This window comes from Nocardioides lijunqiniae (genome assembly GCF_015024225.1).
GTDB lineage: Bacteria > Actinomycetota > Actinomycetes > Propionibacteriales > Nocardioidaceae > Nocardioides > Nocardioides lijunqiniae.
In genome coordinates, this window is sequence record NZ_JACJGM010000008.1 from 32830 (window position 1) to 46907 (window position 14078).

Here is a 14078-nt window from a genome sequence, read left to right on the forward strand (position 1 = left end):
AGGCGGTGTCACTGGTGCATGGTCACTTGTGCATGGAGCGCGGGATGCTGTTGTTGGCGACGCGGTTCTCGGCGTCGATCATCCAGGCGAGCTGCTCGAGGCGCTCGAGGATGGTGTGCAGGATGTCGGCGGAGGTGGGGTCCTCGGCGTCGACGTCGTCGTGGATGCGGCGAGCCGTGCCGGCCGTCGCGTAGAGCGCGGCCACGATCGCGTCGACGGTGTCGGCGGTGTCGATCTCCTCGGTGGGGAGGTCGGGCAGGCTCGTGGTGGCCGCGACCGTCTTGGAGCGCGCGTCGGGGGTGATGTAGACGGCCCGCATGCGCTCGGCCACGACGTCGGAGAACTCGCGCGCGGCGTCGACGACCTCGTCGAGCACCAGGTGGGTGTCGCGGAAGTTCTTGCCGACGACGTTCCAGTGCAGCTGCTTGCCCTGCAGGTGCAGGTCGGTCAGGTCCACGAGGAGCTGCTGGAGGTGGCCGCCGAGCTGGGGCGTGGCCTGGAAGGCCGGGTGGGCGGTGTGCTGGGGGCTCATGGTCTGGGTCATGGATGACGCCTCTCGTCTCGACGAACGTGGTGCTGTCCGTCCATCAAAGCGGCTTTTCTGGAATGGTTCCAGTAAGGCGAGCCTAGGCTCAGCGGTCTACGCCGGCACCCGCCCGCCCCCGAACCCCGTCGCGCGCACCACCCTGGCGGGGACGCCGGCGACGATCGTGTGCGCGGGCACGTCCTTGGTGACCACCGCGCCGGCCCCGACGATCGCCCCGTCGCCGATCGTGACGCCCGGCACGACCGTGACGGCCGCTCCGAGCCAGACCTGGCGACCGATCACGATCGGCGCCGGCACCATGTCCGCGCGCCGATCGGGGTCGACCGCGTGGTTGAGGGTGGTCAGCGTGCTCCCGTGGCCGATCAACGATCCGTCGCCGATCGAGATGCCGCCCGTGTCCTGGAAGCGGCAGCCGAGGTTGACGAAGACGTTCCTGCCGAAGGTGAGGTTCTTGCCGAACTCGCTGTGGAAAGGCGGGAACACCGTCACCGACTCGTCCACCTCGGCGCCGGTCAGCTCGCTCATCAGGGCACGGACCTCCTCGGGGGTGCGGTAGCCGCTGTTGAGCTCGGCGACGGTCCGCAGGGCTTCCTGCGCGGCACCGTGCATGAAGCGGTGGAGGTCGGAGCCGCCCTCGATCACCGCTCCGAACCGGACGTGCGCCAGGAACTGCTCCAGATCAGTCATCGGAGGCCTCCACGGTGACGGTGACGGCGCCGCCCAGCTCCGCGATGCTCTCGGCGACTCCCCCGTCGAGCCTGCCCAGGACCACGATGCCCGGGAAGTAGGACTGGTCCCCGTAGTAGAGGACCAGGTCGTGGCCGGGCGCGTAGTAGCCGACGTCGCCGGGGTCGGGGTCCGACCCGTCGGGCTGACCGTCCGTGGAGAGTGGCGCCGGCAGCGGGCCGGTCTTCTCGACACCGCCGTGGTCGCTCATGTCGATGGTCACCGGCAGCTGGGCCAGCAGGTCGCGGGAGGCCGCGCTGTCGGTGAGCGTGGCCTCCAGGCGCTGGTCGCCGATCGTCAGGCGGATCCTCATGTCGGGCTCCTCGGGGGTCGTGGCCGGCTCGGTGGGCGTGGCCCGGTCGGTGGGAGAGGACGTGGCGGCGGGAGCCGACGTCGCACCGTCAGGGGCGTCCTCGTCACCCGACGAGCCCCCGCAGCCCGCGACCGCGCCGACGACGACCGACAGCACGGCCACGCCCACGCCCACGACGCATCGGGTCCGTCTCCGTCCTCCCACGTCTCGTCCTCGCACACCGCAAGCCAACCGGACCCGCGAGCCGGTTGGAAGGCACTGGCGAGGGGTGCACCAGCAGGGCACGTCTCGCCGCCACCGACGCCGCGCCGTCGGCCTAGGCTCGACGACGTGGACAACCGTCGTGACGTCAGCGAGTTCCTCACCACGCGTCGCGCCCGTCTGACCCCGGACCAGGTCGGGCTGCCGAGCACCGGCACGCGCCGGGTGCCGGGACTGCGCCGCAGCGAGGTCGCCACGCTGGCGGGGCTCAGCGTCGAGTACTACGCGCGGCTCGAGCGCGGCCAGGTCGCCGGCGCCTCTTCCGGCGTGCTCGAGGCGCTGGCCCGGGCGCTGCAGCTCGACGAGGCCGAGCGCGCCCACCTCCACGACCTGGCGCGCGCCGCCGACGGCGTCCCCACGTCCGGCCGGGCGCGCCGACGTACGCCGACGCGCGCGGTGTCGCGACCGAGCCTGCGCTGGGCCCTCGACGCCATCACCGACGGCGTGGCCTTCATCCGGGACGGGCACCAGAGCCTGCTCGCCACCAACGCCCTGGGCCGAGCGTTCTACTCGCCGGTGATCGGCGACGGCGGACGGGTTCCGAACCTCGCTCGCTTCCAGTTCCTCGACCCGGCCGCCCGCGACTTCTATCCCGACTGGGAGCTGTTCGCCGCGATGTGCGTCGCCAACATGCGGGCCGAGGCCGGCCGCGACCCGCACGACCGGGGGCTCCAGGACCTCGTCGGCGAGCTGTCCACCCTCAGCGACACGTTCCGCCGTCTGTGGGCCGACCACGACGTGCGCACCCACGGTGCCGGCAGGAAGCGCTTCGAGCACCCGGTCGTCGGCGAGCTGACCCTGGCCTACGAGGAGCTGGCGATCACCGCGGAGCCGGGACTGGCGCTCCTCGTCTACACCGCCGAGCCGGGCTCCCCCTCCGCCGAGCGCCTGCGGCTGCTCGCCTCGTGGACGGCGCCCGCCGACCTGCCGGGCGCGAACGCCTGACCGTGCAGCCACAGGCCCCAGTGCCGACTCCGGCCCGGCTCAGGCCCGCCGGCGCTGCGTCCTGGTGCGAGGGGAAGGTCTCACTGACCTAGCGCGGCGATCTGCGCGCGCAGGCCGGCCACCAGGGTCTCCAGGCTGAACGACCAGGCGAAGGTCGGGTCGTGGCCCTCGAGGGCGTGGAAGCGCGGGAAGGCCTCGGCCGGCAGCTCGTCCATCGCCGTCTCGAGCTGCTGACCGCGCGCCGCCATGCTGCGCTCGGTGCCGACCATGAGCCCGATGAAGGCGACCGACTTCACGGCGCCGTAGGCGTCCTGGGGCGAGAGGCCCGCCTCTGCGAACGCGCCCAGGGCCACCTCGAACGACGCCGCCGCTCGCGGGCCCTGGACCGGTCGGTGCGAGAACGCCGCGAAGGCACCCGGGTGTCGACCGGCCACGGAGTCCATGGCGTTGAAGAAGCTGCGGACCCACTCCTCCCACCCCAGCGGAGTGACGGGCAGGTGCGCCTCGTCCAGCAGGGTCTCGACGATGCCGTCGGTGATCGCGTCCCGCGTCTCCACGTGGTTGTAGAGCGAGGTCACGTGGACGCCCAGCTCTCCCGCGATGCGTCGCAGGGTCAGCGCGTCGAGCCCGTCGCGGTCGGCCATGGCCACCGCGCAGGCCAGGATCCGCTCTCGCGTCAGTGCCGCCACAGGCCGGAGCATAACCCCATTGACAGCCTTACCTACAGTGTAGGTAAGGTGCGACCTACAGTGTAGGTCCAGCGATGAGGGAGACCCCGATGTTCACGTCCCAGGAGCTCGAGCAGAAGCTCGCCGAGCTGATCGAGAAGTACGACGTCCCCGGCGCCCAGCTGGCCGTCCTCGACGGCGACGCCGTCACCGAGGTGGCCGCCGGCGTCCTGAGCCTGCGCACCCGGCAGCCGACGACCACCGACGCGCTCTTCCTGCCCGGCTCGATCGGGAAGCTCTACACCGCGACGCTGGTGATGATGCTGGTCGACGAGGGGAAGCTGGACCTCGACACCCCGATCCGCACCTACCTCCCGGACTTCGAGGTGGCCGACCACCGCGCCCGCGACACCGTCACGCCGCGCGACCTGCTGACGCACACCAGCGGCTTCGACGGCGACCACTTCACCGACACCGGCCGCGGCGACGACGCCCTCGAGCGCTACGTCGCCGGGTGCGCCGACCTGCCGCAGATCGCTCCCCCGGGGTTGATCTGGAGCTACAGCAACAGCGGCTTCTCGCTGCTCGGCCGGATCGTCGAGGTGCTCCTCGGGACGACGTTCGAGCAGGCGCTGCGCGACCGGATCTTCGCGCCCCTGGGCCTGGAGCACACGGTCTCCTTCGCGGACGAGGCGATCGTCCACCCGACCTCGGTCGGCCACGTGGCCGACCCCGACGACCCGTCGACGCTGGTCGTCAGCCCGACCTGGGGGCTCTGGCGCGCCTTCGGTCCGATGGGCTGCGCCGTGGTCGCGTCGGCCGGCGACGTCCTCACGTTCACGCGGCTCCACCTCGACGGTGGCGTGGCACCGGACGGCACCCGCCTGCTGGACGCCGGTCTCACCGCCAGCATGCTGGAGCAGCAGGTCGAGCTGGTCGACGACTCGGTGCTCGGCCAGGGGTGGGGCCTCGGCTGGATCCTCGACCACTGGGGCGACGTCGCCGTCGTCGGCCACGACGGCAACTCGATCGGGCAGAACGCGTTCATGCGGGTCGCTCCCGAGGAGCGGTTCGGCTTCTGCCTGCAGACCAACGTCGAGAGCGCGCTGAACCTCTACCGCGAGCTGGCCGACTGGCTCTTCGGCAGGCGCCTGGGCGTCGGCCCCCGCCCCGACCCCGCACTGCTCGAGGAGGTGGGGGTGGCCGAGCCCGAGCGCTACACCGGCACCTACCAGCGCGAGGGCCTCACCTTCGAGATCCGCGCTGACGACTCCGGGCGCCTGCTGACGACGGTCACGCCGTCCCACGGGATCGCCGAGGACCAGGGCTGGCCGCCGATGGTCGACCTGCCGCTGGTGCCGGTCGAGCGTGACGACTCGTTCATGCTCAAGCTCCCGATCGCCGACGCCGATCTGCTCGCCGCGTTCTTCAACCCCGAGGAGGTCGGCGCGCGTCCGACGTACCTCCACTTCGGGGGCCGCGCGCACCGCCGCCTCTGACCAGACCGGCGAGCCGCCCGGAGGAGGTGCGCGGCCCTCCGGGCGGACGGCCCGGACCCTGAGGGGGAGGTCCGGGACGGCTGTGGCTGACAGCGTTGCCGACGTGACCAGACATCGCTCCCTCCCCGCCCGCGTGGCTCGACGCCGCGCTCCCCTGACCGCGAGCCTCCTCGTCGTGGCCCTCGCGACCGTCGGGTGCGCCGGCACCGACTCGGACACGCAGGAGCCCGACCGCCGCTCCGAGGCTCGCGCCTCGGGGGGTGGCGATGCGCCCCTGCCCCCGCCCGACGAGATGCCGACCACCTCCGACTACACCGATCCGTTCGACGAGGCGAGCCCGGCCATCTCCCGCCTCGAGCCGGACCTGCTGGAGGCGCTCCAGTCCGCGGCCCGCGACGCCCGGGCCGACGGTCAGACCATGTTCGTGACCAGCGGCTGGCGCAGCCGCGAGCACCAGCAGCGACTGTACGACGAGGCGGTGCAGAGGTACGGCAGCGAGGAGGAGGCTCGGCGCTACGTCGCCCTGCCCGACGTCTCCGCCCACGTCACGGGCGAGGCCGTCGACATCGGCCCGACCGACGCACTGAGCTGGCTGAGCCAGCACGGCGACCGCTACGGGCTGTGCCAGACGTTCGCCAACGAGATGTGGCACTACGAGCTGGCCACCGAGCCCGGCGAGGACTGCCCCGAGATGCTGCCCGACGGCAGCGCACGGGGCTAGCGGCTAGCGGCGAGCCGGCGCCGGGCGGGCGAGCGCCGCGAGCACGACGGGGGCGGTCACGGCCACCACCGCGACCCCCACGAGCATCAGCTCCTCCGGCGACAGGTGCCGCAGGGCGAGGGTGCTGAGCAGCGGCGCGCCGAACCCGACGTACGTGAGGCTGTAGAAGACCGCGTTGAGGGCGCCCAGGTCGCCGGCGTCCGCCAGTCCCTCGACCGTGGTGAGTCCGCCGACCAGGATCAGGCCGTACGCCGTGCCGAGCAGCATCGCGGTGGGCAGCACCAGCCAGGCCTGACCGGTCGAGGCCAGCAGCAGGCCGGCCAGCAGCCCCGCGACGACGGCGGCCAGGCCGACGCCGATCACGAGCCGTGGGTCGCCGAGGCGCCGGCCGAGCGGCTGCACCGCGACGCCCGTCCAGAGCGTCAGGCCGCACAGGGCGCCGGTCACCGCGACGGGGGCGAGCCCGATGTCGACGAACGTCGGCACCGTGGCGAAGGCGGTCGCGGCGGCACCGAACACCCACGGTGCCGTCAAGGTGATCCCGAGCACGAACGGTCGCGAGCGCATCGCCTCCCAGACCCCCGAGCGGCGGCGGGCCTCGTCGTGGTGGCGCACCACCGTCGCCTCAGGCGCGTTCCACGCGACGGCGAGGACGAGGACCATCAGCAGGAGGTGAGGGACGTAGGGCAGCACCGTCGGCGCCGGGAGCCACTGGGCCACGACGCCCGCGACCAGCGGCCCCGACCCGAAGCCCGCCGACAGCGCCAGCGTCGCGCGGCGGGCGCCGGTGCCCGGAGGGCCGTCCGCGGACAGCTCCTTGACCCACGCCGTGCCGGGGGCGAACGCCGCACCCGACGCGACGCCCGCGGCGAGACGGCCGAGGAGCAGGACGGCCTGGTGGTCACCGCCGACCAGAAGGACGACCGTGGCGATCACCGACAGCACGAGGACCGGGCGCATGACCTTGCGCCGGCCGATCCGGTCCGAGATCGGGGCGACGACCAGCAGCGCGGGGATCAGGCCCAGGGCGTAGGCGCCGAAGAGCGCCGTGACGGCCTCGCTCGAGGCGCCGCTCTCCTCGCGGTAGACGAGCAGCATGGCGGCGAACTGGTTGGCGCCCCACCCCACGGCGAACAGCGCCGCGGCGACCCGCAGCCAGGCCGGAACCCGACTCGTCGCCACGCGCGCACTCTAGTGGCGTCGACGATGTCTCGGACAACGCGCCAGGCGGCGGAACGTAGGCTCGGGCACGCCCGTCCATCGCCAGCACCGCCAGGAGGCACCGTGCCCCACCCCGCAGCCCGTCTCCGGACGATCCTGCCCGGTCCGGGTCGCACCGCCCTCGGCGCCACGCTCGCCGGCGGCGTGATCACCGGCCTGGCCTCGGCGCCCGAGCGGATGGGGCGCCTGCTGCGTCGGCGCTTCCCGACCGTCGCCGTCACCGGCATGACCGGGGTAGGCAAGAGCCAGCTCGCCGACCGCCTCGCACGCCGCACGGGCGGGGAGGGCGTGGCCGAGGTCGGCTCGGCCGTGATGGAGCGACGCACCCGCCGCTCCCGCCGGCTGCAGGGCTTCCGGTTCCTGGTGGTGCCGGGCGACAACGCGGCGACCCGGCTCGGCGCCCTCGACGAGGTGTTCCACGACGAGCCGGTCGACGGGGTCATCCACGTCGTCGCCAACGGCTACGCCACCCCGCGTCGTACGGCGGGCACCACCGGCGCGGCCACGGCCACCCGCGAGCAGCAGCTCGCCGCCGAGCTCGACGACTGGGCGATCACCGCGCACCGGATCGCCTCGATGGCCGTGCGTCGCGACAGGCCGGTCTGGCTCGTCATCGCCGTGACGAAGGCCGACCTGTTCGTGGACGAGCTCGACGAGGTCGTGGAGTACTACTCCCCCGGCAGCGGCTCACCGTTCGGCGACAAGGTCGACGAGCTGCGGGCGCTGGCGGGCGGCGCCAAGCTGTCAGTCGACGTGCTCCCGGTCTCCAGCCAGGGCGGCGACCGCGGCTCGGCCGTCCCGGCCAAGAAGGCGGGCGCGATGGTGGACGCACTCGCCACCCGTCTGGCACAGCTCAGCGGTCACGTCTGAGCGAGGGCCAGGGCAGCCGTGGCGGCCAGGTCGAAGAGGTCGTCGCGGACGTCGGCGACGCTCTGCCACGAGCGGTGGTCCCACTCGGACCCGGACAGGTCGTCCCCGCAGTAGAGCACCTGGGCGAGCGAGACGCCGCGGAACCGCGCAACCGCCGCCAGCGCCGAAGCCTCCATCTCGACGGTGAGGCACCCCTCGTCACGCCGCGCCGCGACCTTGCCGGCGGTCTCGCGGTACGGCGCATCCGTGGTCCACGTCGGGCCTGAGACGAACGGCACGGACCGGCTCTCCAGGACCGCCTCGAGCGTGCGCCGCGCGTCGGGGTCGGCCTCGACCCAGCGCGCGGGAGGCAGGTAGTGGAACGAGGTGCCCTCGTCCCGGAGGGCTGCCGACACGACCACGACGTGGCCCAGGGTCAGCTCCCCGTGGAGGCTGCCGGCGCCCCCGCAGACGACGAAGTAGCGGCAGCCGGTGGCGATGACCTCCTCCAGGAGTCCCGCGGCGAGGGGCGCGCCGACACCGCAGCGCAGCACGGCCAGCCGTCGGCCCTCGTGCTCGACCTCCAGCAGGGGGTGCGGCCCGTCCTCCCAGCGGTTCTGGGCCAGGACCCGCGCCCCGCGACGTTCGACGAGACGGTCGACCACGTCGCCGAAGAAGGTGATGACGCACGCCTCGGGCACGTCGCGCCGCACGACGTGCGCGGAGGGCTCGATGAACGCTCGGGGTGCCGGGTCGTGCTCGCCGAGCGGGATGTCGGGGCGCCTGCCCGCCGCGTCCTCCAGGTGATCCACGCGTCCCTCCAGACGATCGTGCCGCACGTGCTGATCGGTGCCGTTCGGTGCTGATTGGACCACGGGCAGGCGGCGTACCGGCGTGGTGAGCACGGGTGATGAAGCGCGCGCCGAGGACCGGGACTACAGTTCGCGCTCCACTCGAGAGGACCCGCATGGCCACCGACTACGACGCATCACGCAAGACCGAGGACGAGCAGAAGGAGGAGAGCCTGGAGGCTCGACGCCTGACGTCCGGGGAGCAGGACAAGACCTCGGGGACCGTGGACGAGGACGAGGCGGTCGCCGCCGAGTCCTACGAGCTCCCCGGCGCCGACCTCTCCCACGAGACCCTGTCGGTGGAGGTCACTCCGGAGCAGGCCGACGAGTTCACCTGCACCGGGTGCTACCTCGTGCAGCACGGGTCGCGCCGGGAGTCCCCCGGCACCGACCTGTGCCGCGACTGCGCGTGACGCACCGGGCGTCGCGAGCGGGAGGGCTCAGCCCTCGACGAGCGCGAACGTCGCCAGGGCGTGCACCAGGGACTTCCCGTCCTGCTCCACGTCGGCCTCGCACACCGTGAGGCTCTCCCCGCGCTTGCGCACCGACGCGGTGACGACCAGCCGCCCCGGTCTGCCGGGGCGCAGGTAGGTCACCGAGAGCTGGCTGGTCGCCGCCCCCTCGCCGTCCGCGACGCTGCGGACCGCCGCCCCCATGGTCGTGTCGACCAGGGTGGCCAGGAGCCCCCCGTGCACGGCGCCGGCCGGGTTGAGGTGGTGGTCGTCGACCTCCATCTCCAGGCGCGCCTCACCGTCCTGGGTCGTGGGGGCGGGTGCGCCGACGAGGGCGGTGAAGCCGGGATCGCTGTGGGTCACGCGCGCTCGGTACCCACGGCCGAGGCGCGCACGCGGCCGGAGGTCAGGCGATGAGCTCGAGCACGAGTCGGTCGCCGTGGTGGTAGACGTCGAGATGGCCGGGCGGGGCCGGTGACCGCGACCGATGTCGGTGACCGGTCGGCGTGGTGGTCTCGACCTCGTGCCGCCGGGTCGTGACGACCTGGGCCGCGCGCCAGCCGGGTGCCTGCTTGGCGAGGTTGCAGCGCCGGCACAGGCCCTGGAGGTTGAACGACGCGGTCGCGCCGCCGTCCTCGTAGGCCTGCACGTGGTCGGACTCGCGGATCGGGGCACCACACCACGGGGTCCGGCACAGTCCCAGGTCACGCGTGGCCACGAAGTCGGCCAGCCCGGCCGGAGCACACCGCGCACGAGAGTCCATCGCGACCAGCTCACCGGTGCTCGGCACCACGTAGAGCCGTCGGACCCACAGCCGGGCCTGTGCGGCGGCCTCCTTGACGAACGCCCGCGCCCACGGCGCCGGCATCGGGCCGTGGCCCTCGACGTGAGCAGCGTCCTGGGAGGTGCCGAAGAAGGAGCTGTCGCTCATGACGAGCTTGACCTCGACCTTCGGTGCCGCCGTCGTGGACTCCCCGGTGACGCGCTCGACCAGGGCGTCGGCCATGAGCTGGCCCTGGGAGCGCGGGTCGCCCTGGGAGCGGGCGGTCTTGGCGATCGTGAGCAGGACCGCGTAGACCCGCACCGCCTGCTTGACCGGGAGCAGGACCCGGATCCAGCACATCGTGTCCGGCGCCGGGCGCAGCGAGACGTGCCGCTCGGCCTCCGCACGACGGGCCCGCTCGGCCACCCCGGCGGGGTCCAGCTCACACGCCAGCCTCTTCGCCGCGCGGGTCAGACCCAGGTCGCTCATCGTTTCGGCCTCGCCACCCGCACACAGCCGGGCGTCGACCTCGGCGCGGTGCTGCAGCGACAGGCATGCGGTCTCGCGGGCCAGGATCGTGGCCCGCCACTCCGACAGCCGGCCCTCCTGCATCAGACGCAGCGTGTGCGGCATCTCGGCAGTCAGGACCTTCCCCAGGCCCAGCAGCCGCGCCGCCTTGTGGGGCGACTCGCGACGCGCCAGACCGATCTGCTCCGCGATGCCCTCTCCCGCCCGACCAGCACGCACACCGGCCTCGACCTGCGCCGCACGCTGCGAGGCCTCCAGGTCGACGGCCAGCACCGCCTGCGCAGCCGACGCCGCGCACTTCAGGTCCTCCAGCTCACGCAGGAGATCGACCCGCTCGGCATCGCTCAACTCGCTCGTGCCGACCGCGAGCGCGGACCGCGCCTCCCGGGCCTGTCGCATGAGCAAGTCGAACATGTGTTCGATTCTAGTCTCGGCCGCCGACACCCGTCCAGCGCCGGCGTCCCTCCTGTGGACGACGGGTAATCTCGTTGACCGACAACCGCTCGTGCCGCAGGGTTGTGCGCGAGTTCTGCAGACGCGTATGCCGCCTTGTTTGCACGACGTTCTACTAACGCGTGGGGAGCCAGTCGCTCCGCTCAGGCCCGACGAGAGATCCCGTGCACTAGCGTCGGCTTATGGACTTGGTTGGCGAATCCGACGAGTGGGCCCCGCTGATCAGGGGAATCGGGTTCTCCGGGTATCGCTCCTTCGCTGCTGGGTGGCAACCCCTCGACCTGCGAAACAAGGTCACAGTGCTGGCCGGAATCAACAATTCTGGCAAGTCGAACGTGCTCCACTACCTCCAGCACGTGCTGCCGCACCTCAAAGGTGGGCGACATCAGCAGCGCCCCTCGCCAGTTTCCATTGAAGGTCTCGATGTGCCGAACGGGTTCCTAGAACGTTCGCACCACGTCGTGGGCGTGGCACTCGACGCGACCAAGGCCGTCGAGTACGTCGCAAAACTGCGCAGACCCCCTCAGCCCAGCAACGGAGTACAGGTCTACCCGGAGTACCTGATGGGCCGCTTAGCCAATGGAGACACCTACTGGTCGATCTTTGAGCTCGACGGCAACCAGTTCGTGATACCGGCCTCGCGCGTCGAAGAGGCCATCTCCTACCTACCGAACTGGGCCGTCGACTTCCGGTCCGTTCTCAATGCCATCGGAGGTGGACCCATCGACCCCGACGACGTGATGCGTCGCCTCCTTTCAAGCCTCGGCGGGTACGAGAATCTTCCTCCGGTTGCCACAATCGTGGCCTCCCGTCGAGTGGAACTCATCGAAGGTGACCCGGAGGGCGACCTGAGCTGGCTGTCCGGACGGGGAGTCATCAACGCGCTATCGAAACTACAGAACCCACCGCACTCCTCCTGGCAGGAGGCGCGCACTCGCTGGGATGCCATCAACCGCTTCATCCAAGTCGTGCTGAGCGATAGCACTGCCCGCATCAACATTCCGCACGACGCAGCGACCATCCAGGTCGAAACGCCGAGTCGTGTTCTGCCCTTGTCCAACCTTGGTAGCGGCATCGAACAGGTGATCGTCCTGGCTTCAGCAGCGACGGTCCTGCAGAGGACCCTCGTCTGCATCGAAGAGCCCGAGACCAACTTGCACCCCCTGTTGCAGAAGAAGTTGGTCCGCTACCTCACCGACGAGACTGACAACCAATACGTCATCGCTACCCACTCATCTCACCTGCTCGACGACGCAAGAGCGATGACCTACCACCTGCGACTGACGGGCACTGGCACCAGCGTCCGCCCCGCGCGAAAGCCCCACGAACTAGTCGCCATCTGTCACGACCTCGGATACCGCCCCTCAGACCTGTTGCAAGCGAATTGCATCATCTGGGTCGAAGGACCGTCGGACCGCGTCTACATCAGACGCTGGATGGAACTGATCGACCGTTCGCTGGCTGAGGGCATCGACTACTCGATCATGTTCTACGGAGGAAAACTCCTCTCTCACCTGACGGTGGACGCTGAAGCGTTGCAAGACTTCATCGACCTGCGGAAGTTAAGCCGTTCTAGCGCAGTCGTCATCGATTCAGACCGAACTGGCCCGCGAAGACGGATCAACGCAACGAAGCAACGCATCCAGCAAGAGTTCGAGGCCGAGGCAGACTCGCCAGGAATGGCCTGGGTGACAAAGGGCTACACCGTCGAGAACTACGTACCTCGTGATGTCCTCGCTGCCGCCGTCGAAGAAGTGCATCCCGGTCGGTCCATCACCGGTATGGACGAGCAGTGGGACAACCCCCTCAAAGGGTTCAAGGACGAACCAGCCTTCGATAAAATTGCCATCGCCCGAGCAGTAGAACCGCGGCTGACGGTCGCACACTTAGATCGTCTCGACCTGAAAGCGCGTCTGCACGAACTCGTCAATTTTGTATACACCGCCAACGGACCCGAGGCCCGTTCTTCGGCCCCGCCACTGGAACATTGATAGGTGGACGAGAATAAGCGAGGGTCTTCTTAGGCAAGGCGGCAGGGCTGCGGCGTGGGATATTGCGCGACCTCGGTGGCCCTCGCCGTGCCGCCCTGGGTCGCTCTACGATTAGTCAACCCAGATCTCGCTCGACTTCTCCGGCTGCCCATTTGCGGGCGACCCCGCGCCAACTCGATCAAGATGGCCTGCACCTTCTTACCGGTGTGCGACCGCCAGTTCTGATGCGAGCATGTGCAGCAGGGTCGCTACTGTCCAGGGAGCGACGCGACGCCTTACCTCGAACTCGCCGACCAGTGCCGGTTCACCTGAACCACGGGGTGATGGCGCTAGCACTATTTCACCTTTATTCAGGCGACCCATGCCAGGGCCCGTTTGAAAGGTAAATGGTCGTCTCTTGCTCACACGGACCATCGAGGCACACCGATGCGGACGAGGGCCCAGACCGCTCGGTCCGACCGTCACAAACCCTAAGTCGAGGCCGCCGAACGTTTCCTATGGACCTTCGGGTCGGTTGACAGTCCGGGTGTGGTTGACGTCCTCGAACCGCTAGATACCACTTCATCGAGGTCAGCCTCGACGAGGACGACCACGTGTGGCTCTTCCTGCACTCAGGCTCGCGCGGGGTGGGCAACAAGCTCGCGATGAAGCACATCCGGGTCGCCCAGCGGCAGTGCGAGGAGCGCTGGATCAGCCTGCCGGACAAGGACCTCGCCTACCTCGTCGAGGGCGAGCCGGAGTTCTGGGCCTACCTCGAGGCACTGCGGTGGGCTCAGCGGTTCGCGCTCCTCAACCGCGAGGAGATGATGCTCCGGGTCGTCGACTGCGTCGAGTCGTGGGCGGGTCCGGTCGAGCAGGTGGAGGAGATCAACTGCCACCACAACTACACCGTGCAGGAGACGCACTTCGGCAAGCAGGTGTGGCTGTCGCGGAAGGGCGCGATCGACGCTGCGGCAGGGGTGCGTGGTCTGATCCCGGGCTCGATGGGCGCGGCGTCGTACGTCGTGACCGGCAAGGGCAACCCGCTGGCACTGGACTCCGCGCCCCACGGCGCGGGCCGGAGCCGCTCCCGCACGGCCGCGCGGCGCGCGTTCACCCGTGCCGACCTCGACTCGCGGATGAGTGGGATCGAGTGGGGTCGCTCGGACGCCTTCCTCGACGAGCACCCGGACGCCTACAAGGACATCGACGTCGTGATGCAGGACGCCGCCGACCTCGTGAGCGTCGACCGCACCCTGCGCCAGATCGTCAACGTCAAGGGCGACTAGCGAAGGTGGCACCTGGCGGCCC

At 70.6% G+C, this 14078-nt stretch carries 15 protein-coding genes; 7 read left to right on the forward strand and 8 right to left on the reverse strand.

Features of this window, described 5'->3' with window-relative positions:
• Nucleotides 1-22 precede the first annotated feature (22 nt).
• The 3 genes from IRQ30_RS06860 to IRQ30_RS06870 all read right to left on the reverse strand — a co-directional run bounded on the left by IRQ30_RS06860 (nt 23) and on the right by IRQ30_RS06870 (nt 1748).
• Entirely contained in the window at nt 23-544 is a 522-nt protein-coding gene (locus IRQ30_RS06860) for a Dps family protein (RefSeq protein ID WP_193612223.1), read from the reverse strand.
• Between the two features lie 96 nt (nt 545-640).
• Nucleotides 641-1234 carry a sugar O-acetyltransferase gene (locus IRQ30_RS23970; protein ID WP_276592205.1) on the reverse strand — a complete coding sequence of 198 codons (594 nt, stop codon included), beginning with the start codon at nt 1232-1234 and terminating at the stop codon, nt 641-643.
• Entirely contained in the window at nt 1227-1748 is a 522-nt protein-coding gene (locus IRQ30_RS06870) for a cyclophilin-like fold protein (RefSeq protein ID WP_338089598.1), read from the reverse strand. The genes IRQ30_RS23970 and IRQ30_RS06870 overlap by 8 nt, the downstream gene beginning before the upstream one ends.
• 168 nt (nt 1749-1916) lie before the next feature.
• On the opposite strand from IRQ30_RS06870, the gene IRQ30_RS06875 reads away from it, so the two are divergent.
• The gene (locus tag IRQ30_RS06875) at nt 1917-2792 is read left to right on the forward strand and encodes an MmyB family transcriptional regulator (RefSeq protein WP_193612224.1); all 876 of its coding nucleotides are present in this window, start codon (nt 1917-1919) and stop codon (nt 2790-2792) included.
• An 80-nt stretch (nt 2793-2872) separates the two neighbouring features.
• Here the strand turns inward: IRQ30_RS06875 and IRQ30_RS06880 are convergent, their stop codons facing one another.
• On the reverse strand, nt 2873-3481 hold the full coding sequence (locus tag IRQ30_RS06880; RefSeq protein WP_193612225.1) for a TetR family transcriptional regulator: 609 nt from the start codon (nt 3479-3481) through the stop codon (nt 2873-2875).
• A 74-nt stretch (nt 3482-3555) separates the two neighbouring features.
• Here IRQ30_RS06880 and IRQ30_RS06885 point away from each other — a divergent pair, with 74 nt between their 5' ends.
• Together IRQ30_RS06885 and IRQ30_RS06890 are read left to right on the forward strand one after the other, a co-directional pair.
• Nucleotides 3556-4959: a serine hydrolase domain-containing protein gene (locus tag IRQ30_RS06885; RefSeq protein ID WP_193612226.1), complete on the forward strand. Its 1404-nt coding sequence runs from the start codon at nt 3556-3558 to the stop codon at nt 4957-4959.
• Nucleotides 4960-5134: 175 nt separating this feature from the next.
• Nucleotides 5135-5680 carry a M15 family metallopeptidase gene (locus IRQ30_RS06890; RefSeq protein WP_338089599.1) on the forward strand — a complete coding sequence of 182 codons (546 nt, stop codon included), beginning with the start codon at nt 5135-5137 and terminating at the stop codon, nt 5678-5680.
• Nucleotides 5681-5683: 3 nt separating this feature from the next.
• Here the strand turns inward: IRQ30_RS06890 and IRQ30_RS06895 are convergent, their stop codons facing one another.
• Complete coding sequence (locus IRQ30_RS06895) at nt 5684-6862, reverse strand: MFS transporter (RefSeq protein WP_338089600.1); 1179 nt, start codon at nt 6860-6862, stop codon at nt 5684-5686.
• Between the two features lie 102 nt (nt 6863-6964).
• Between IRQ30_RS06895 and IRQ30_RS06900 the strand changes: the two genes are divergently transcribed.
• Complete coding sequence (locus IRQ30_RS06900) at nt 6965-7771, forward strand: hypothetical protein (RefSeq protein ID WP_193612227.1); 807 nt, start codon at nt 6965-6967, stop codon at nt 7769-7771.
• Here the strand turns inward: IRQ30_RS06900 and IRQ30_RS06905 are convergent.
• Entirely contained in the window at nt 7762-8562 is an 801-nt protein-coding gene (locus IRQ30_RS06905) for a nucleoside phosphorylase (RefSeq protein WP_338089601.1), read from the reverse strand. The two genes, IRQ30_RS06900 and IRQ30_RS06905, sit on opposite strands and share 10 nt — an antisense overlap.
• Before the next feature lie 155 nt (nt 8563-8717).
• On the opposite strand from IRQ30_RS06905, the gene IRQ30_RS06910 reads away from it, so the two are divergent.
• Nucleotides 8718-9014 (forward strand): DUF4193 domain-containing protein, encoded by a 297-nt coding sequence (locus tag IRQ30_RS06910; protein ID WP_193608409.1) that lies wholly within the window; start codon nt 8718-8720, stop codon nt 9012-9014.
• A gap of 27 nt (nt 9015-9041) precedes the next feature.
• Here the strand turns inward: IRQ30_RS06910 and IRQ30_RS06915 are convergent, their stop codons facing one another.
• Both IRQ30_RS06915 and IRQ30_RS06920 read right to left on the reverse strand, forming a co-directional pair.
• Nucleotides 9042-9416: a hotdog fold thioesterase gene (locus IRQ30_RS06915; protein ID WP_193612228.1), complete on the reverse strand. Its 375-nt coding sequence runs from the start codon at nt 9414-9416 to the stop codon at nt 9042-9044.
• A gap of 43 nt (nt 9417-9459) precedes the next feature.
• Nucleotides 9460-10758: an HNH endonuclease gene (locus IRQ30_RS06920; RefSeq protein ID WP_193612229.1), complete on the reverse strand. Its 1299-nt coding sequence runs from the start codon at nt 10756-10758 to the stop codon at nt 9460-9462.
• Between the two features lie 221 nt (nt 10759-10979).
• Here IRQ30_RS06920 and IRQ30_RS06925 point away from each other — a divergent pair, with 221 nt between their 5' ends.
• Both IRQ30_RS06925 and IRQ30_RS06930 read left to right on the forward strand, forming a co-directional pair.
• Nucleotides 10980-12788 (forward strand): AAA family ATPase, encoded by a 1809-nt coding sequence (locus IRQ30_RS06925; RefSeq protein WP_193612230.1) that lies wholly within the window; start codon nt 10980-10982, stop codon nt 12786-12788.
• Nucleotides 12789-13351: 563 nt separating this feature from the next.
• Nucleotides 13352-14056, forward strand: a complete 705-nt coding sequence (locus IRQ30_RS06930) for an RtcB family protein (RefSeq protein WP_193612345.1) — start codon at nt 13352-13354, stop codon at nt 14054-14056.
• The last annotated feature ends 22 nt before the right edge of the window (nt 14057-14078 follow it).